At 64.7% G+C, this 19,317-nt stretch carries 17 protein-coding genes; 10 read left to right on the forward strand and 7 right to left on the reverse strand.

Features of this window, described 5'->3' with window-relative positions:
* Positions 1 to 33 precede the first annotated feature (33 nt).
* Positions 34 to 855, reverse strand: a complete 822-nt coding sequence (locus A3E1_RS0127825; RefSeq protein ID WP_020524079.1) for a helix-turn-helix transcriptional regulator — start codon at positions 853 to 855, stop codon at positions 34 to 36.
* 102 nt (positions 856 to 957) lie between these two features.
* On the opposite strand from A3E1_RS0127825, the gene A3E1_RS0127830 reads away from it, so the two are divergent.
* The 5 genes from A3E1_RS0127830 to A3E1_RS0127850 all read left to right on the forward strand — a co-directional run bounded on the left by A3E1_RS0127830 (position 958) and on the right by A3E1_RS0127850 (position 6,353).
* Positions 958 to 1,662, forward strand: a complete 705-nt coding sequence (locus A3E1_RS0127830) for an SDR family oxidoreductase (protein ID WP_020524080.1) — start codon at positions 958 to 960, stop codon at positions 1,660 to 1,662.
* Between the two features lie 63 nt (positions 1,663 to 1,725).
* Positions 1,726 to 3,234, forward strand: a complete 1,509-nt coding sequence (locus A3E1_RS45170; protein WP_083929672.1) for a WG repeat-containing protein — start codon at positions 1,726 to 1,728, stop codon at positions 3,232 to 3,234.
* A 181-nt stretch (positions 3,235 to 3,415) separates the two neighbouring features.
* Complete coding sequence (locus A3E1_RS0127840; RefSeq protein ID WP_020524082.1) at positions 3,416 to 4,372, forward strand: alanine racemase; 957 nt, start codon at positions 3,416 to 3,418, stop codon at positions 4,370 to 4,372.
* Positions 4,369 to 5,592 (forward strand): MFS transporter, encoded by a 1,224-nt coding sequence (locus A3E1_RS42420; protein ID WP_020524083.1) that lies wholly within the window; start codon positions 4,369 to 4,371, stop codon positions 5,590 to 5,592. The genes A3E1_RS0127840 and A3E1_RS42420 overlap by 4 nt, the downstream gene beginning before the upstream one ends.
* Positions 5,592 to 6,353: a class I SAM-dependent DNA methyltransferase gene (locus tag A3E1_RS0127850; RefSeq protein WP_020524084.1), complete on the forward strand. Its 762-nt coding sequence runs from the start codon at positions 5,592 to 5,594 to the stop codon at positions 6,351 to 6,353. The genes A3E1_RS42420 and A3E1_RS0127850 overlap by 1 nt, the downstream gene beginning before the upstream one ends.
* On the opposite strand, the gene A3E1_RS0127855 is transcribed toward A3E1_RS0127850, so the two are convergent.
* The gene (locus A3E1_RS0127855) at positions 6,331 to 7,197 is read right to left on the reverse strand and encodes a LysR family transcriptional regulator (RefSeq protein WP_020524085.1); all 867 of its coding nucleotides are present in this window, start codon (positions 7,195 to 7,197) and stop codon (positions 6,331 to 6,333) included. The genes A3E1_RS0127850 and A3E1_RS0127855 overlap by 23 nt on opposite strands.
* Before the next feature lie 74 nt (positions 7,198 to 7,271).
* Between A3E1_RS0127855 and A3E1_RS0127860 the strand changes: the two genes are divergently transcribed.
* Positions 7,272 to 7,892: a LysE family translocator gene (locus A3E1_RS0127860; protein WP_026208905.1), complete on the forward strand. Its 621-nt coding sequence runs from the start codon at positions 7,272 to 7,274 to the stop codon at positions 7,890 to 7,892.
* Between the two features lie 52 nt (positions 7,893 to 7,944).
* On the opposite strand, the gene A3E1_RS48590 is transcribed toward A3E1_RS0127860, so the two are convergent.
* The 3 genes from A3E1_RS48590 to A3E1_RS0127875 form a co-directional block, all read right to left on the reverse strand.
* Entirely contained in the window at positions 7,945 to 10,479 is a 2,535-nt protein-coding gene (locus tag A3E1_RS48590; RefSeq protein ID WP_020524087.1) for a proprotein convertase P-domain-containing protein, read from the reverse strand.
* 176 nt (positions 10,480 to 10,655) lie between these two features.
* The gene (locus A3E1_RS42430) at positions 10,656 to 11,846 is read right to left on the reverse strand and encodes a serine hydrolase domain-containing protein (protein ID WP_157631762.1); all 1,191 of its coding nucleotides are present in this window, start codon (positions 11,844 to 11,846) and stop codon (positions 10,656 to 10,658) included.
* 166 nt (positions 11,847 to 12,012) lie between these two features.
* Positions 12,013 to 14,124, reverse strand: a complete 2,112-nt coding sequence (locus A3E1_RS0127875) for a hypothetical protein (RefSeq protein WP_157631763.1) — start codon at positions 14,122 to 14,124, stop codon at positions 12,013 to 12,015.
* 312 nt (positions 14,125 to 14,436) lie between these two features.
* On the opposite strand from A3E1_RS0127875, the gene A3E1_RS0127880 reads away from it, so the two are divergent.
* Positions 14,437 to 16,638, forward strand: coding sequence for an RICIN domain-containing protein (locus tag A3E1_RS0127880; RefSeq protein ID WP_211216001.1), 2,202 nt, complete (start codon positions 14,437 to 14,439; stop codon positions 16,636 to 16,638).
* 16 nt (positions 16,639 to 16,654) lie between these two features.
* Here the strand turns inward: A3E1_RS0127880 and A3E1_RS0127885 are convergent, their stop codons facing one another.
* On the reverse strand, positions 16,655 to 16,891 hold the full coding sequence (locus A3E1_RS0127885; protein ID WP_020524091.1) for a hypothetical protein: 237 nt from the start codon (positions 16,889 to 16,891) through the stop codon (positions 16,655 to 16,657).
* 85 nt (positions 16,892 to 16,976) lie between these two features.
* Between A3E1_RS0127885 and A3E1_RS0127890 the strand changes: the two genes are divergently transcribed.
* Positions 16,977 to 17,282 carry a hypothetical protein gene (locus A3E1_RS0127890; RefSeq protein WP_020524092.1) on the forward strand — a complete coding sequence of 102 codons (306 nt, stop codon included), beginning with the start codon at positions 16,977 to 16,979 and terminating at the stop codon, positions 17,280 to 17,282.
* On the opposite strand, the gene A3E1_RS0127895 is transcribed toward A3E1_RS0127890, so the two are convergent.
* Positions 17,270 to 17,599 carry a hypothetical protein gene (locus A3E1_RS0127895; RefSeq protein ID WP_020524093.1) on the reverse strand — a complete coding sequence of 110 codons (330 nt, stop codon included), beginning with the start codon at positions 17,597 to 17,599 and terminating at the stop codon, positions 17,270 to 17,272. The genes A3E1_RS0127890 and A3E1_RS0127895 overlap by 13 nt on opposite strands.
* A 73-nt stretch (positions 17,600 to 17,672) precedes the next feature.
* Between A3E1_RS0127895 and A3E1_RS0127900 the strand changes: the two genes are divergently transcribed.
* Together A3E1_RS0127900 and A3E1_RS0127905 are read left to right on the forward strand one after the other, a co-directional pair.
* On the forward strand, positions 17,673 to 18,380 hold the full coding sequence (locus tag A3E1_RS0127900) for a FadR/GntR family transcriptional regulator (protein WP_026208906.1): 708 nt from the start codon (positions 17,673 to 17,675) through the stop codon (positions 18,378 to 18,380).
* 3 nt (positions 18,381 to 18,383) lie between these two features.
* Positions 18,384 to 19,010: a sterol desaturase family protein gene (locus tag A3E1_RS0127905; RefSeq protein ID WP_020524095.1), complete on the forward strand. Its 627-nt coding sequence runs from the start codon at positions 18,384 to 18,386 to the stop codon at positions 19,008 to 19,010.
* The last annotated feature ends 307 nt before the right edge of the window (positions 19,011 to 19,317 follow it).

Below are 19,317 nucleotides of genomic sequence, written 5' to 3' on the forward strand. Positions count from 1 at the left end.
AGGTAAGTACGCCCAGAGCCCCGGCTATTACGGTCAGCGCGGAGAATTTTTGTAACTGTTTGGGGTCAGCCGGCGCAGCTCGCAGAGGGCCGATTGCGCCTGTGACCCCGGGGCGGCCGTGTAAAGCACGACGCGCTGATCTCGGTCGGGGATGTGCAGCACCTGCCACAGCAGCTCGATCGGCCCGACGACGGGGTGCACTAGGGTCTTGCGGGAGTCGCGGCGCACCTCGACATCGTGCTCGGCCCAGATCCCGGCGAATTCCTTGCTCAGGGCGAGCATCTCGGAGACGAGGTCACGGATGCCCTTGTCATCGGGGTAGCGGGCCGAGGCGGCGCGCAGGTCGGCGACAGCTCCCCGCGCGAACTCGTCGTTGGCGTGACCACACAGGTTGTCGGCGAAGATGCTGCGGATCAGGTTGGTATTAGAGATGCCGCCCAAGAGCACCGACATCATTTCGTTCCACGCGAGGATGTTGTATTTGGCGTCCAGGACGTAGGCCGGCGTGGTGTTGTCCAGGCCGGCCAGCAGGTGCAGGATGCCTTCGGGCACGTCTTGGCGGGGGCCGCGGGCCGGAGCGGGCGTCTGCCCAGCCAGGTGGAACAGGTGCGCCCGCTCATCGGTGCTCAGCATCAGGGCACGAGCTAACGCGTTGAGGATCTGCCGTGAGGGGTGCGGGCCCCGTGCCTGTTCCAGCCGGGTGTAGTAGTCCGATGACATGCGCGCGAGTTGAGCTACCTCTTCGCGGCGCAATCCAGGGGTGCGGCGGCGTCCGGTGCCGGGCAGGCCAACGTCGAGCGGGGTCATCCGGTCGCGGCGCGTGCGAAGGAACTCGGCAAGTCCGGGGCGATCCATGCTGACTAGCATGTCTCGCGCGGGCGTGCTTTGACAGGGATCGGCAGTCCCAGGTTAAACAGTCTCTGCACGGGCGTTCGCGGCGCGGGCACGGTTGCTCGCATGACACAGATTGCCCTCGTGACCGGGGCCAACAAGGGTATTGGGTTTGAGATCGCACGGCTGCTGCTCGCTGACGGCGTCAAAGCCATCATCGGCGCACGTTCGGCCGAGCTGGGCGAGGCCGCGGCCAGCTCGCTCGGCACGTCGTTTGTGCAGCTCGATGTCACCGATCAGGCGTCTATTGAGGCGGCGGTCAAGCAAATCGAGGCCGAGCACGGTGCTCTGGACATCCTCGTCAACAACGCTGGCATCGGCGGGACCTGGGCGGCGCCCAGTGAGACCACATTGGACAGCATGCGGGAGGTATTTGACACCAACCTGTTCGGTGTGGTCGCTGTGACGAACGCGTTCCTGCCACTGGTACGCAAGGCGCCGGCCGGCCGGATCGTCAACGTCTCCAGTGAGGTTGGTTCCCTGGCACTGGCCGGTGAGCCCGGAACCCCGATGTGGGACATCAAAACGCTGGCCTACCCGGCGTCGAAGACCGCGCTGAACATGGTGACGCTGCAATACGCCAAGGAGCTCAACGGCACTGCCGTCAAGGTGAACGCGGTGACGCCAGGCTATTGCGCCACGGATATGACCGGCCACCAGCCCGAGCGCACCGCGGCGCAGGGCGCCGCCATCGCGGTGAAGATGGCGTTGCTTTCCGCTGACGGGCCAACTGGTGCGTTCTTCGACGACAACGGTGTCGTTGCCTGGTAAGCGATTGACGTGGTCAGGGGCGGGCGTGAGCCCGTCCCTTGAGCCCGGGACTAGGCTTGGCCCATGTCTGGGCACCCCTATGTCATGCGGATGAGTCCTTCCAGCCCTATGCGTTTCGCCCTGCTCGACCGTGCTGGCCAGCTCGTGACCGACGCCGTCCTGGCACATGTGCGTCCCTTCGCTGCCAACGGTGCCGGGGGCTGGGTGGCGGCGGCGAGCACCGTGGACGGTGGCTGGGGATATCTCGGCGAATCCGGGCAATGGCTCAGCGAGCCCCATTTCACGGACGCCAGAACACATTCCGCCGAGGGACTGGCCCGGATTCAGCGTGATGGGCGCTGGGGCTACGTCAACCTGCGCGGCGAGGTGGTCATCGAGCCGGTGTGGAGCCGTGCGGCCGCGTTCAGCGAGGGTCTTGCCGCCGTGAACGGAGGGTATGTCAACACCGCTGGCGAGTTAGTGCTCACCACAAGAGCTTCAGGCAGTTTCTCCCCGGCCGGGCTGGCCGCGGCCAACGGCGGCTACATCGACCGCACCGGTGCGCTGGTGATCGAGCGCCGGTTCGACGAGACAAGAGCCTTCTCACCACACGGCGCGGCTCCCGTGCGCGTAGGAAAGCTGTGGGGCCTGATCGACACCACGGGAACATGGATCGTGGAGCCGCGCTATGACAACATCGAACCGTTCAATGACGACGGTCTGGCCTTCTATTCCGAACCGGACTCTTGGTGGAAAGGACACGGCTACCTCGATTCCACTGGCACGGTTGTGGTGAAGGGGGAGCGGCATCTGTCCCGTCGCATGTCCTGCGGCCTCGCGCGGGGTGACCTGGCGTCCCTGTCGTTCGTGGGACGGCAGCCGCTCAGTGGGCGCTATGACTGGGCCGACCACTTCGACCGCTGCGGTGCCACGCTCGCCCGTAAAGAAGGGCAGTGGGGTGTGCTGCGCTCTGACGGGCGCTTCCTTTCCGTACCATATGCCGAACCAGCCACCGATGACGATGGCTGGGTGACAGGATTCGGTGTGGGACAAGGCATCGCACCGTTCTTGGCCGACGACGGCAGCTGGCACTACCTTGACGTCAACGCCGGCTTGGTCTACCGCCTAGAGCACCCGAATCCCTTGCGTGCGTGGCTCACCCACGTTCCGCTGGGGAACGACGATGTCGTGGCCGAAGCGGAAGCTCTTCAAACAATGCCGCCGCAACGTTTTTACCCCTCCTCGCTGGTCTTTGGCGAGCCAGACGACGACGAGGATGGCGACGAGTATCTGACCGGCGTGATGACCGTGCTGGCTGAAGACTATGTGGGCGAGGATCAGTGGGGCTGCTACCACTTCCTCAGCGAGCAACGATCAGACGGATACGGCACGCATTTCCAGAAGCTGGAAGCGTTGCTGTCCGGTCACTACGGCGCGCCTGAGCACGACACGCTTTTCCTGCGTCACGGCGACACCAGCATCAGTCGTGTGTGGACAGTCAACGGCAAGCGCCTAGTGTTGCAGCTGTTCAGCACGAGCGGCGACGGCGACTTCGAGCACCAGATTTGGCTGGCTGTCGTCCCTGGTGAGTGATTTGATCACGGATCACCATTGACGGGTGCATCGCCGTCCTTTAGCGTCGGTTCACCCGTGTTTTTCCAACGAAGGGAGATACGCTATGCGCTGCCTCGAACCGCCAGTCGAGTCCTAATCGGATTACTGTGAACCGCGCCGGGCGCCACGCATGGCCGCCCGGCGTCTTCGCGGAAAGCCCATGGTTACCTTCCCCTCTGTCATCGTTGACCTGCCGCGCGTCGACGCGAACATTCAGCGGTTTCATCAAGCCGTCACCGCGGCGGGCTGCCGCGTCCGTGCCCATCTGAAGGCACACCGCACTGTTGAGCTGGCGCAGCGGCAAGTCGCCGCGGGCGCGGCCGGTGTGGCGGTGCACACGGCCAGTGGTGCCGTGCGGCTGGCCAACGCCGGCGTCAACGATGTGGTCCTAGCCTGGCCCTGGCCTGAAGCGTGGCGGTTTCCTATCTTCGCCGAGGCTGCCCTGCAGGTTCCCCGGTTCGCGGTCTATATCGACCGCCCCGAGTCCATCACCGTGCTAGGAGCGGCAGGAGCCGAGCGCGGCATCGAGGTCGGTGTGCGCATCGACTTGCGGCACGCCCCAGCCGAGTCCGTTTTGGACCTCGCGAGGCTTGCCGTGGATACGCCTGGCATCCGGTTCGACGGCATCACCGGCTACTGTCCAACCGCGACCGATAAGGAAATCCGCGACCGGTACGACGTCGGCCGCCGCTACGCGCAAAGCGTGGTCGCGATCGCCGCATCAATCCGTGACCTGGGTCTCGACTGTCCCGCGGTGAGCATCGGCGGCGTGCCAACCGCAGCCGGTGCCAGCAGCGTCGACGGTGTCACCGAGATCTGTGCCGGGGTGTACGCCACGTTCGACGGCGGCCTCGCCGAAGCAGGTGTCTGCGCACCGTCTGACGTGGCGATCAGTGTCGCCGCTGACGCGACCGAGCTGCTTGACGGATGCTCGCAGCCCTGGGATCCAGAAGTGCTCTGGCAACCCGCGGCAGCGCCCTATGCCGACCGGCTCGTCCCGGCACACGTGTGCCCGCTGGCGGCGAACCTCCTCAAACACAACGTCGACATCACTGTTGTCGCTGATGGCGAGCAGGTGGCGGCCTGGCAGCCGTTCGCGGCGCCGGATCGCACATGACAACCGCGTCACCACACCTGTTACGGCAGCAAAGGTTCGCGCTCCTGTTCACCGGCCGGACGATATCTATGTTCGGCAATGCCTTTGGTCCGATCGCGATCGCGTTTGGTGTCCTGGCTTTGCCCGGTGCCACCGCGGCGACGCTGTCAGCCGTGCTCGCTGGGCATGCTGTGCCGCAATTGGGGCTGATGCTGCTCGGCGGCGTGATCGGGGACCGGCTCCCGCGTCATCGCGTGCTGGTCGCGGCAGAGACGCTGTCAGGGCTCGCGTTCGCCGCCCTCGCGGTGATGCTGCTAGCCGGCCGGGCGCCACTGGTTTTACTCGTCGCGGCGGCGTTCGTGGCCGGTTGTGCCTCGGCACTGTTGTTACCCGCGCTGACCGGTGTGGTGCCTGAAGTCGTTGGCCGCGAACAGTTGCGGTCAGCCAACGCCTTGCTGCGCCTTGGTGGCAATACCGCGAACATCGGCGGCATCGCGCTTGGCGGTGCCGCGGTCGTGTTGCTTGGCCCAGGGGTGGCGCTCGCCGTTGACGCGGCCACGTATTTCATCGCCGCCGCACTGCTCGCGGCGCTACGCACCGGCGCACCAGCCCCACGTGCCCGCAAGCGCGTCTGGGCTGATCTGCGCGAAGGGTTCCGCGAGTTCGCCGGCCGGCAATGGCTGTGGGCTGTCGTCGCCTCGGCGGCATTCCTCAACGCTGGCACGGCAGCGACCTTCACGGTACTAGGACCGGTGCTCGCGGGCGATCATCTTGGCGGGGCGGCAGGCTGGTCCCTCATCCTGGCCGCGTTTACCGCCGGGATGCTGCTGTCAGTGCTTGCCGCCCTGCGGGTTCGGCCCACGCGACCGCTGCGGACCGCGGCACTGGTCACCCCGCTGCTCGCTGCGCCCTTGGCCGCCTTGGGATTTGGCGCCCCGCTGGTGCTGACGGCCGCCGCCGCGTTCTGTGCCGGAGCCGCCTTCAACGTCTTTAGCGTGCTGTGGGAAACCACGCTGCAGCAACGAGTGCCGGGCACCGCTTTAGCGCGGGTGACTTCGTGCAACTACGTGGTCGCGTTGTCGCTCAAGCCCATCGGCATCTACCTCGCTGGGCACGCCGCCACCGGTGTAGGCGCTGGCCCGGCCACGCTCGCGGTCGGTGCCGTGCTGCTCGTCGCCGGGCTTGCCCCTCTCGCCTCACGCCAAGTGCGCCAGCTAACCGACCAAAGTGGAGATGAGTGATGGAACAGTACGGCGAAGGCTTCGCCCAGGCCTACGACGAGCACTGGAGCCCCTATCCGACGCGTGCCGGCGAACAGCTGCTGCGGCTGCACCAGGCTCTGGATCCGCAGGCCGAGCGGCGGGTGCTCGACATCGGTTGCGGCACAGGCATTGTGGCCGCTCTGTTCCAGCAGGCTGGTTATGAGGTGACCGGTCTGGATGTGTCGGAGGCGATGCTCAAGCGTGCCCGGACCCGCCTCGGTGACAAGGCCGTCCTTGTGCACGGCGACGCGACGGACTTCTCCGTCGCCGAACCGTTTCCTTTGGCGGTCTCCACGTACGACATTCCCAATCACCTCGGCACCCCGGAGCGCATCAGGTCCTATGTGGAGTGTGTGTTCCGGGCGGTGCGGCCGGGCGGGGTGTTCGCCTTCGATGTGGCTGCCCCCAAGGCTTTGCTTGGCATCAACGCGATCCAGGTCCGGGAGACCGATGACTCGATCCTGCTCTACCGGGGCGCGCTGAACGAGGAAGCGGGTTACGGCTTCTACCGGATCTCGGGAGTCGTCCGCGCACCGGACGGCCGCTACGACCGGTTCGAAACCACCATCACCAACTGGGTCGTGTCACTTGGCATGGTTTCTGACACCCTCAAAGATGTTGGCTGGCAAGACGTCTACCTCGCCGCACCCACCGATCTGCTCACCCCGCTGGCCGGCGACCAAATCGCGACCGGCGAGAAGCTGCACCGTGTCTGCTTCATCGCACGGCGGCCTGAGTAAGGGCTGACAGCAGTGCCGCCGTGGCCGGTGGATCCGGTGGTGCGCCATAGGTCGCGGCGTAAATTTGGCGCGGCGGGACGCTCAGCCGGGTGGCGGTGATGGCGGGATGACGGTGGGCTCGCAGGGCCAGGCCGGGGATGGTGGTGACACCCATGCCCGCGGCGACAAGGCTTTGCATCACCACCATGTCGTCGGTGGTGTAGGCCAGCCGTGGGGAGAAGCCAGCGTCTTGGCACATCTCCACGGTGTGGCGGCGGCAGCGTTCGCAACCGGCGATCCACGGTGTGCTGGCGTGGTCGGTGAGGCGTGTTCCGCCACCGGTGGTGAGGAGATAGAGCGGATCGTCGAGCAGGTGGGTCAGGCGGATGCCGTCGTCCTCGGGCGCGGTGTCGTCATAGCGGAAGACAACGGCGATGTCGGCGTGGCCGGTTCGCAATAGCTGCAAGGCTTCTTCGGGGTGGGTGTCGGTCAGGCCCAGTTCGAGGCCGGGATGTTTCTGGGCGAGAAGTGTGGCCGCCTCAGGGATCAGTGAGCTCATGACGGAGCTGAATCCAGCCAGCCTGACCCTTCCCGCGTTCAGCCCGGCCAGGGTGGACAGTTCCGCGGTCGCCGCGTCGACCCGGCCGATGATCTCGGCTGCGCGGTCCGCGAGCAGGCGTCCCGCTGGCGTGAGCCGGATCCCGCGGCCGACCCGCTGCAGCAACTGGGCGCCAAGCTCGGCTTCCATGCGGGACAGGTGATGGCTGATCGACGGCTGTGTGTAGCGCAGTTCTTTGGCAGCGGCCGTGACCGACCCGTGCCGCCGGACAGCGTCGATCACACGGAGCTGCACGAGGGTCACCATTCATAGATCCTACGCATGAATCACCGCGAGAATTGACATTAGACCTATCGATCTCCCAGCCGCATGGTGGAACCATGATGACGTTCGCGATCGCCGCACTGGTTTTAATCATGTTGCCCGGCCCGGACCAGGCCCTGATAACCCGCAACGCACTGGTGGGCGGCCGCTATGGCGGACTGCTAACGATGGTGGGCGGTGTCCTCGGGCTGGCCGTGCACGCTGGCGCCGCCGCGCTCGGGCTCTCGGCGCTTCTTCTCGCCTCGGCGACAGCGTTCACAGTGCTGAAGATCGCCGGAGCGGTGTATCTGCTCTGGCTGGCGGCACAGATGCTGTGGTCGGCGCCGCGTCCCCGCCGCACTCCCGTTGCCGAGGAGGCGGTCGCCGAACCCGTTGCGCGGTCGGCCTATCTGCGGCAGGGCTTTCTGTCCAACGCCCTCAATCCCAAGGTGGCGCTGTTCTTCGTGACCTTCTTGCCACAGTTCCTATCCACGGACAGCGGCTCGCCGCAAGCCGAGGCGCTCGTGCTTTCCGCGATTTTCGGAGTGCTCTACGTGGCGTGGTTCGGGCTATATGTCGCAGCGGTCGACCGGCTTGGCCGCTGGCTGCTACGGCCAAGGGTGAAGGCGCGCATCGAGCAGATCACCGGACTGGTTCTGGCGGCTGTGGCGATCCGCCTGATGACCACGAGCCACTGAAAAGCGACGGCCCGGCTGTCCAAACAGGACAGCCGGGCCGTTTTTCCTCCCCTTAAAGCGTTAGCGTCCAGCTGTCGATTCTGCCGACATCGTTGTTCGCGTTGTCATTGACCCGCAGGTTCCACGTTCCATTGCGGACTTCGCTGGAAACGTTGACGGTGTAGGTCTGGTTGATGTTGTCCGCGCTGCCACCGGCACGGTTGTGCAGGGTGTAGAGCGTGCCATCGGGAGCGACCAGCTGGACGAGCAGGTCACCGATGTAGGTGTGGACGATGTGGACCTCGACGGTGGACGTCGCCGACGCGTTGCCGGTGCAGCCGCTGATGGTGATCGGGCTGTTGACCGTCGCGTTGTCGGTGATCGTCACATCGTTGGCGTTCGTGCCGCCGCAAGGGGGAGGCGTGCTGCCACCGAGGTTGAGCGTCCAGCTGTCGATTCTGCCGACATCGCCACCGGCGTTGTCGTTGACCCGCAGCTTCCAGGTGCCGTTGGCGGCCTCACTGGACAGGTTCACCGTGTAGGTCTGGTTGATGTTGTCCGCGCTGCCACCGGCACGATTGTGCAGGGTGTAGAGCGTGCCATCGGGAGCGACCAGCTGGACGAGCAGGTCACCGATATAGGTGTGGACGATGTGGACTTCCACGGTGGAGCCCGATCCGGCGTTGCCGGTGCAGCCGCTGATGACGATCGACGACTCGACAGTCGCGTTGTCAGAAATCGTGACGTCATTGGCGTTGGTGGCGCTGCAGCCGCCAGGGGTGACCGGGTTGACGGTCCAGGTGAAGGACGTGGAGCCCGTCCCACCACCGCTCGCGGTGACGGTGACGTTGCTCGTGCCGGCCGTCGTCGGCGTACCAGAAATCTGGCCCGAGCTGGCGTTGATGGAAAGCCCGGCCGGAAGTCCGGTGGCTGACCACGTGTAAGGCGGGGTTCCGCCGGAGGCGCTCATGTTGAGCGTGGCGGCGACGCCAACGGTTCCGGTCTGGTTGCCGGGGTTGGTGACGGTGACCGTTCCGCTTGCGCTGCAAGTGGGGTCAGCGGTCTGGGCCGGCACGCTGACCGCGTCCCAGGCGGCTTTGGTCTTGTTGAACAGACCGCAGGTAGCGTCGAGGTTCTTGGCCGACTGAAGCGTCCACGTGCGGTACTTCAGGTACGAGCTCGACGACGTCTTCATCAGCATCGCGTTGTAGAGAATCTTCATGGTGTCCTGGACACCGATTCCGGTCAGCGTGGCGCCGTTACAGGCCGCGCTCGCGGGCTGTCCGTTGGTCGGGTTCGTGCCCTGCGACAGCAGGTAGAACCAGTGGTTACCAGGCCCGGCGGCCGCGTGCACCGACGACGGGAGCGGAGTGGAGTAGCAGTCCGGGTGGCCGGACTTCAGCGAAGGCTTGTGGCCGAAGCGAATCGGGCCGCCGCCGCTGAGGTTGACCTCCTCGCCGACCGAGTGGTCCGGCGGGTCGTACGCGGCGGCCTGGTTGGCGAACCATTCGGTGGCGGTGCCGAACGAGTCAGCGATGAACTCCTGGGTGCCGGAGCCCGAGATACCACCGGGGGTGTGGTCGTCGATGCCGTGGCCGATCTCGTGCGCCACCACGTCCATCGGCGTGATCCACCGCTGCGGCGAGTTGCCGTCGTAGCCGTACTGGGTATCGTTGCCGGTGTACTGGGCGTTGACTGCGTTCCAGCCGACACGCATCGGCCAGGTGCCACCGCTGCCGTCAGGACCATTGCGGCCCAGCCACTGCGTCAGCATCTTCCACTGGGTCTGCGCGGCGAACATGGCGTCGGTGCAGGCGGTTTCCTTGGTGGTGCCGTCGCCGTTGCCCCACGCGTCGTCCGGTCCGGACATCGTGCTGCTGGCCGAGTAATCACGGCAGGTCAGCGTCGGGTGGTTGGGGTCCTGCAACAGGAACTGGCTGCCCGACTGAGTCGTGTCGATCTGCAGCGGGTTCGGCCCGTTGTAGTAGCCGGTTCCGGTGCCGCGAGCGGTTCCTTCGCGGGTGCCGAGCACCTGTCCGCTGTGAGCGTCGGTGTAAACAGACAGGATCGAGTCGTGACCGTGGTCGTCGACGCCGGTGACCTTGGTGGACCACACGAGCGCGGGCGCGGCTTCGCCGAGGGCATAGACCGCGAGCGACGGCTCGCTAACGGTGCTGACCTGGGTGAGCTGGCCACGGGCCGTGCCCTTGGCGGACTGTGCCGACTGCGTCGGCTTGATGGCGATGTTGCCGATCGCCCGTTGTTGCGCGACCGAGGTGAAGGTGACCCGGCCGGAACTGTCCGTCACGATCACGAAGTCGCCGCCCACGACGGGCAGTCCCTTGTACTTGCGCTCGTGCGGAATGTATTGCGCGCCTCCGGACGAAATAACGTTGTGTGTAACGAATTCGTCATCGGAACTGGCCATCAGTGCCGCGGGTCGCGCGGCTACATGGTCGCGGGCGGCTTGCGCGGCCAGTGCGGCGGCGGGTACGGGATCGGCCCGCCTGCTCGCCTGCGCCTGTGCCGTCACCAGCGAAACGCTGGCGACTAGGCTCGCCGCTAGCGCGAGGCCAGCGATTCCCTTGCTGTTCAAGCGATATCGCATCGAACTCTGTCCTCCCCGGACATTGCAACGGTGTGGGTATCGCCGTATGTAAATACTCGTTCACGAAGATGAAAAGCCCCATGGTTCCCGGAACGGCAAAACCAAGGGTGCGCGCAAGGGAATACCCGCACACGTTCCCGCCAGCCGGGGCTGACGGGAACGGTTACCGCGGAGTATTAGCTCGCCAGAGCCAGTCCGTTGTGGTCGAGGTTGGGCACCGAGAGCGCGGATGCGGTGCTCCTGAGACCGGGTTCCTGACCGCAGAAGTACCCGAAGATAGTGTCGATCGTGGCGTCAGCGATAGGGTCCACCGGGCCAGTTTGGTAATGACTCATGTTGAGCGCGAGGCTTAGTTGCTTGCCGCCTTGCTCACCGTGCATGGAGTAGGTCGTGTGCCCGAATACGCCGCCCGTGTGTCCCCAAACCGAAACGCCGCAGGGCAGGGGCACGGTCATCAGGCCCAGGCCATAGGCGCCAGCCTCAGGGGCGCCGGGCACCATGTCCACGGTTGTCTTCATCTCGGCGAGCTGCGCTGGCCGCAATAGCTTGCCGCCAAGAAGCGCCCGGTAGAAGCGGTTGAGATCGTCCGGCGTGGACACCATTTCGCCCGCCATCCAGGCCCAGGACATGTTGAACACACTGAGATCCCGCAGTTCCCCGGCTGGCGGCCACGGAATGTAGGCCGCCGAATGCGGGCCGTAGATTCGCGGGTCCGTTCCCGGCAGGCGCGTGTGCCATAGGCCGGCCCGGAAGATGACCCGCCAGTAGATTTCGAACGCCGCTGGCCTTCCGGTGACCTTCTCGATGATGAGCCCGGCCAGGATGTAACCGGTGTTGGAGTACGACCAGGATGCTCCCGGCTCACCGGTGCGCGGCAGGGACAGGCCCAGACGTGCCAGCTCCTCGGGCCGCACGGTGGTGTATTGCAGGCGCAGGACATCCTCGGGGGATTCGATCGTGTCGGTGAAGTTGCCGATGCCACTGGTGTGATTGAGCAGCATTCTGACGGTCACGCCGTCGACGGCGAACTCCGGCAGGTAACGCCCGATCGGTGCGTCCAGATCGACTCGGCCTTCGGCCGACAGTTGCAGCATCACCGTAGCGACAAAGGTTTTGGTGATGCTGCCGACGCGATGGCGGTAGTGCGGCTGCACCGGCCGTCCCGTGTTGACGTCACCGGCACCACTGGCCGCGGGCTCACGTGCCGTGCCGTTCTGGCCTACGGCAAAGACTCCCGGCATACCCGCGGCGTGGATTTTGTCCAGGCCTCGCTGTAGCTCAGAGGTGGTGCTGGCCTGCGCGGCGCCTGGCACGAATACCAGGGCGACCGCGAGGCCGGCCATTACTGTCCTGAGTGGAACTCGCATGGCGTCTACGTTTCCTGGCCACCGTCCACTTTGGCTCGTCCCAGGCGATGATTTCCACCCCCTTCTTGCGCTAGGGGGAATCCCTTACTTGCCTGCCGCAGTCGCCCCTTCTGACGTGGACGCCGGCCCCGGTCAGGATCGCCGGGGCCGGGTCGGCTAGTGCCGCTTAGCTTGTGGTGAGCGCGATTGTGTCGAGCAGGAAGTTGGTTTGCAGCGACTGGTCTTCGCTGCTGACGAATTTCAGCGTGACGGTCTTGCCGCGGTAGTTGTTGAGGCTGACCGTGCGGTAGACGTAACCACTGCTGGGGTTGACATTGCTGAACGTCGCCAGCGTCGTGGTGGTGCCGCCGTCCACGACTTGCACCCTGAAGGTGTCATAGACGGTGCTGCCGGTTTCCTGCGTGGTGATCCGCAGGTAGTAGCCAAGTGTCGCGGTGGAAACCCCTGAAGGCACAGCGATTTGCTGCGCCAGGGTGTCTGTGTTGGTGACACCGTTGCCGCCCATCCAGGCATACCAGGATCCCTGGTGAGCTCGGTAGGTGGTCCAGTTCCCGACGACCCCGCCGGTGATGGTCCAGTTGGCGGTGCCGCTTTCGAAGCCGCCGTTGACGACCCCGCTGCCGGGTGGCGCGATGCGGTAGTCGATGGTGTGCGTCCACACGAGATCGCGTGCCGCGGTCGACGTGGACAGCCCCGTGAGCGGACGGTCGTCATTGAAGTGCTCGCGGAAGTTGCTGGAGGTGTAGCGGCGCATCAGGTCGAAAGTACCGGCGGGGCCACCGTCGATGTTGCGCCACAGGTCGATGACTGATCCGGCGACGCGTGCCTCGACCTGGTCGCCATCGTGCGGGTTGGTGCGGCTGGCCGGTTGCGACGGGTTGAAGGGAGTCGTAATCATGAGGTCCATGAACTGGCCGTTGGGCCAGTAGAACATGCCGTCGCCTTTGGCATAGCCGGTGATGGCGTTGGCGAAACCTTCCGTCCAGGCGCAGTTGGGTCCCGAGCGCAGGTGCAGGTAGTGCGGGCTGGGGCAGTCGGAGCTTGGCCACCAGCGGTTGTAGAGCAGGTCCATGAAGTGGTGCCCAGCTTCGTGCAGGACAAGGTGTTCGGAGTCCGGGTCGGCGTCAGCCAGCGCGACATAACGCCCGGCCGGGCTGAAGTAGGTGCCATCGGTGCTACCGGGCTGCCAGTGGATCGTCATTTTGGTGCAGTTGCTGGTTTCCCGGGCGGTCCAGCAGTTAGTGCCGGAGGCGCGGATGGTCCAGAGGAGGTTCAGGGTGTCGAACGCGTGCCAGCCGCGCATGTGCGTGCTGGTTGGTGAGGTCGTGCCGAAGTCGGGGTCGGTGCCCGAGGCGACGTTGCTCTTGGCCGGGGTGGTGATGGTGTAAGCGGTGCTGCCAGCGTTGTTGGTGACCCGCCACAGGCTGGAGTCAGAGGTGAACTTGACGTGCAGTGAATACATCACCGACACCGGTGCGTTGAAACATAGGTTGTAGCTGCCATCGGCCGCTGCAGTCAGGCCGGTGGCATAGGTCTGAGTGCTCCCCGAAGAGGTGGTCTTGCCCTGCACTGCCACGGGAATGTTGCGCCCAGCCAGCCATGTGCCTGTCTTGTCCGCGACCGTGAAGCGGCCCTTCGCGCAAATCTGGCCCGGTGGTGCCAGCGACGGCGGAGCTGGCGCGTTCGGTTGCAGCGCAACAGCTGTGCCGCTGGGGACAGGGGAAACACCTGATGCGTCGAGACCCTGGCTGTCGGTGCTGACGATGCCGGCCACCGAGCTTCCCGGTTTTTCGCCGACCGTGAAAACCGTTGTCCCGTGAGCGGACCGCTCCTGTGCGGGCTGCTTTAGATCGGTGATGTCGGCCTGAATCTGGGCCGGGCCGGTGGCCAATGCGGTCACGCGGAACGTGACCACGCGCCCGCGAGTGGACACGGCGAACGTTTCGGTGCTGAGCTGGTCGAGGCCGACCGCTGTGGGCGTCGACAGCCGCGTGCCGCTCGTGTTGAGCCGCAACGTGTTGGACATGCGGACCGTCAGCTGCGCGGTTCCTAAGGCGACGCTGGACTGGATCCGGATGAGCACGGTCGCGGACTCACCCACGGCCGGGAGCCGATCGAGGGTCACGCTGGCGCTAACGCAGCTTGGCGCGTGCTCGTCGCGAGCATCCGCATGGGACGTAAAGGCGCAGCTGGCCTCGGGGCCTGCCACCGCTGGTGCGGCGGGAACGGTCAACAGGGAGAGCCCAAGTGTCAAGGCTGCGCCCACTCTTGTGAGCATGAGGGGTCCTTTCATTTGGGCATAGAGCCGCATCAATGTCAGAAAAGCGCACTGCTACTGGGCTGCAAGCGGGTGCTCGGGGATGAAGGGTCGACTCATCATATTTACATCGTTAAACATTTCAAGCCCTGGCTGCGATGTGATGGGGCGGATGTTATGGCGCGCCATAACATGCGGAGGCCGGTCAGCAAATGAAGTTAGATGTTGACATTTGTAAAGTTCGGGGCCAACATTTACACAACATTGCACACGACTGCACATTCAGCAACATCTCAACGGGGGGCCTTGCCGATTCCAGAAAGGAATGACGCCGTGCCACCTAAACGGAAAGTGCTTGCGGCCATTACGTTCGGTGCCATCATCGCGACCACCTTTGGCCCGGTCAGTCCCACAGCGGCAGTGCCGCCGACGGCCACCTACACCATCACGGTCGGCTCAAAAGCCACCTATGCCCATCCGACCGACACTCCGGCCCATCCCTACATCGACAAGGACGGCACCTTCTACTTCCAGCAGTCCGCCGCGCTCTATGGTGCGACGCAACCCCGGTACTGGAACTTCTTCACCGGCACCAACTTCGACGACGCCACACGTTCCTCGGCGATCAGCGACGCGGTGAATCCCAATAACTCCAGCGACCGAAACAACAACACCACCTGGCGCTGCAATAACAGCCCGACCGGTGTCGAGAGCACGTTCGCCCCGGCTGGCTCCGGTTACTCCCAGAAGAACTTCTGCGGGCTGATCGGGCTGTGGGTCGATCCGGACACCGGTGCCTGGTATGGGCTGGTGCACAACGAGTTCACGCCGCAGCCGTTTGGCGATGGACTGCACTACGACGCGATCGACTATGCCGTCTCAACTGACCAGGGCAGGACGTGGGCTATTCGCGGTCACGCGATCACGTCGCCCTACAGCACCTTGCGCGGTGACACCGCCGCCTTCCCACAGCAGACCTACCACTACGGCGACGGTGACCAGCGACTCTTCGTCGACGCGGCCTCAGGATATTTCTACGTGTACTACGGTTCACGGCTCGTGGACAAAGGTGGCTCGTGGCGCGCTTTCTACGCGCATGTCGCCCGGGCACCGATGTCCTCGAAGCTGGCGACCGGCTCGTGGCAGAAGTGGTACAACGGCTCGTGGTCACAGCCTGGCGTGGGCGGCAAGGAGAGCAATCTCGTGCCGGTCAACGCTTCCAGCTCCACCGGCTACACCCCGCCGGACAAGGAATACAACCCGGCGAACACCGGCACGGTCTCTCAACAGGTCGCGGCCGGGAAGACCCCGCCGACCTCACCACTGTTCGTGATGAACATCGCCTACAACGCCTACTTGGGCCTCTACATTGGCACACCGCAGGCTGTCGACCAGTCCGGCAACGCGCCACAGGAAATCTATGTTACCGACGATCTCGCCACGTCGAAGTGGTATCTGGCGGGCAACACTGGCAGCTATCGCAACGCTTCGTGGTACCGCTGGTTCCTTGACAGCGCCAACAAAACCAGCTCAACGATCGTCGGTAAGTCGTTCCGCTCCTACTGCGCGTTTGGGTGCTCGGGCGGTGCTTCGGGTGAGTATGTCAACCTCACCATCGGCTCGACAGCCCCTGCCGCGCCCCCGGTCGATCTAAGCAAGACCTATCACATCTCCAGTGGTGCGGGGCGTGTGCTGGCACAGGTTTCGGGCAGCACGGCCACGACGTCGGTGCCCACCGCTTCCGGATCCGCTTTGCACGCTTGGTCTTTCGCCTCCAACAGCGATGGCTCATACCGCATCACCAACGCCTCGACCGGACAGGCCCTCGGCGTTGACTCCGCCACGACGGCGAGCCGCGCGTGGGCCGTAAAGCCAACGGCCGCCACGATTTCTGGCAGCCCGACGGTAGGGCAGCAGTGGTGGATCATCAAGAACACCGGATCGTCGACCTACCGGATCGTCAACCGGCACAGCGGTCTCGTGCTCGGACTGTCCGCTGACTCGACTCGGCTGGCCGAAACGACACCGGCCCGGCACTGGACCAACAGCACCGGGAATCCCGTGGGCGGCAACAGGTCGGCGGCCGAGCAAACCCTCACCTTCGCCGTGGCCGGGACTCCCGGCAACCTCAACGGCACGCACACGCTGACCGCGTCGGGTAAGGCGCTGGACAACCCGAACCACTCCACGACCCCGGGAACCCAGCTGATCACGTGGTCTCCCAACGGCGGAAGCAACCAGAACTGGGTGTTCACACAGCAGGCCGATGGCTCGTACCAGATTGTCAATGGCTTGTCGCAGCTGTGCATGGACGTCAGCGGCGGGTCCACCTCGCCGGGTGCCCGCATCGTGCAGTGGACTTGCACCGGATCCAGCAACCAGCGATGGATCGTGACCGCTGCTTCCGGTGGTGGCTACACGGTCGCCGCGCAGCACAGTGGCCTGCTGCTCACCACAGCGTCCACATCGGACGGTGCTTTGGTGACCCAGCAAGCCAACAGCGGCTCGGCACTTCAGCGCTGGTCGCTTAGCTAACCCCGTAGGGCACCCCTCACTGCGCGGGGTGCCCGCCATCTCCTTCGACGATCGTGTCCATGGTGCCGTCCTGGTTCAGGTCCACCATGGTCACGTCGATTTGCCCGTCGCCGTCGGTGTCGGACTGGAACAGGTCAGCTTTACCGTCGCCGTCCGTGTCGATAGCCCAGAGGTCTGGGTTGCCGTCACCGGTCGTGTCTAGGGCCAGAATCTCTTCGTGACCATCGCCGCGCGTACGCACTGGATCATCCATGCGGTCATGGGTACCCGGTCATCTGTTTCGCTAACCGTCCGGTTTTCACGCACCCAGCGCCGCCATCGGTAATAGCGTGTTACGCATGGCGTTCATTCAAATTATCGAGTACCAGACGGATCAGCCCGACGCCGTTCAGGAGCTTGCCGCCAAGATGCGCAGCGAGTCCGCGGCGGCGGGCACGACGCCCAGGTTCACGACGCTCGTGCGCGGCAAGGATCGCGACAAGGCCAACTCATACGTCACCATCGTCGAGTTCCCGAGCTTCGAAGACGCCGAGGCTAGCAACAACGACCCGCAGGTCCAGGCTTTCGCCGCCGAAATGGAGAAACTCTCGACCGCTCCACCCCGGTTCATCAACCTTGATGTGGTCGACCGCTACCCAGACTGACGCGGCAGCTGCTGCGACAGGGCGTGAAAACCCAGTTCCGGGGTGCCGCTATTCGCCACCGGATGCCAGCCTTCGCTCAGGAAACCAGCGAGTGGGCCAATCGTGGCTTGCCGCCGGTCAACAATCGTCAGGTTCCTATATGTCGCGATGTTCGGCAAGGCACTGCCATCTGCCAACGGATGGAAGTGCTCGATCCGCTCGTTTTCGTCCACTGCCATCGCCAGTTCGGCCTGGGCGCCCGCGTTGTCGGTCCGGAAGCGCCCGGTGGCCAGGCCGCTCGTGATCATCAAGTCGCCATCTTGAAGCCGCAAGAACATCCGCAGAGTTTGGCACAACCTAACTGGTCTGACCACTTGACCACCGGTCCACTTCGGATAGACGATGAGCGGCATGGATCTGCGGACGGTGTCCCGGCGCTCGGTGTGCGACGAGGTTTATGACCAGCTCGCGGGCAACATCGTGCGCGGTGAAGTGGCCGCCGGGGACAGTCTGCTCAGTGAACGCAGGCTTGCTGAGGTGCTCGGGGTCTCCCGGCCGATCGTGCGGGAAGCCTTGCAGCGCTTGGCTATCGCGGGACTCGTCGAGGTCCGGCAAGGCGGGTCGACCACGGTCAGGGACTACCGGCGCCATGCCGGTTTGCCTGTGCTGGCACAGCTTTTGCTGCCTGCGGGCTCATTGGACCTGGGTGTCGCGCGGAGCCTGCTTGAAGCGCGACTGCACATTGGGCCCGAGGTCGCCTCACTGGCGGCTTCGCGCGCGGGTGCCGCGCTTGAGAGGCCGCTCACCGAAGTGCTGTCGCAATGGGACGGTGCGGCTGACCCGGTGCGCCAGCAGTGGCACGCCCTCGAGTTCTGGGACCTGCTCGTCGACGGGTGCGGTTCCATCGTCTACCGGTTGATGTACAACAGCATGCGCGCGGCCTACGAACCGTTGCTGGCCGCCTTGGCGCCCACGATGCAAGGCGAGACGGTCAGCGCCAGGCCGCTTGCCGCGGCGGTTGTGGCTGGCAATGCCACGGCCGCTCGTTCGGCCGCACACGATCTGCTCGCGCCCACCACACATGTTCTCCTGGAAGCTATCTCCGCATTGGAGGGATAGGCAATGACCCTCGCCCAGGCTCGCCGCCACTTCATCCGGCACGCTTCACCTTGGATCCTGGCGGCGTTCTTGCTCATCGCGCTGACCGCACGGTTCGCCGTTGGCGATTGGGGGCTTTGGGACCTCCTTTTAGTACCCATCATGCTGGTGGTGTTTCCGTTCTTTGAATGGATCCTTCACGTGGCGATTCTGCACTGGCGGCCCCGAAAAATCGCCGGTGTCACCATCGACCCGGTCGTCGCCCGGTCGCACCGCTGGCATCACGCCCATCCGCGCGACTTAGAGAATCTGTTCATCCCGTGGCAGGCGTTCGTGACACTGCTGCCCGCGTTCACAGCGATCGCTTTGTTTGCCTTCCCCCGCCTCGGTTTGGGGCTGACGTTTCTGTCAGTCATAGCCGCCCTTGGGCTGACTTATGAGTGGACGCACTTCCTCATCCACACTGACTACCGTCCGAAAACGTTGCTGTATAAGGCGGTTTGGCGTAATCACCGACTGCACCACTACCGCAACGAACACTATTGGTTCACTGTGACCACGACTGGCACCGCCGACCGCGTTCTCGGCACGTATCCCGATCCGAGCAAGGTCGCGCCGTCCCCGACTGCCAAAGCACTACATTCCCTCTAGCCACTGCACCGATCTCGGCGTTGGCGCCCATGTGGGCGATGAGCTGACGGGTCACGGCGGGGGAGAGGATCGGTCCACTTCGTCGTCGGCAGGAAACTCTTTCGTGGCGCCAAGGATTATGGGCAGGGTCAATGAGTTTGGCCGGATGCGGTTCGTTGATCTTAGGCTGCGATTTTCCGCAGTGTTGTTGTCGTACTTGTGTTCTAGGCTTTGGTTTGTGGATGTGGCTGAGCGGATTGTCGCGGAAGGGCGTATCGCTTCTGCCGCTTTGGGCCGTCAGCTTGCCCTGATTCACGAGATGAGCCGT

Origin of the sequence: Catelliglobosispora koreensis DSM 44566 (genome assembly GCF_000379685.1) — a bacterium.
Classification (GTDB): Bacteria; Actinomycetota; Actinomycetes; order Mycobacteriales; family Micromonosporaceae; genus Catelliglobosispora; species Catelliglobosispora koreensis.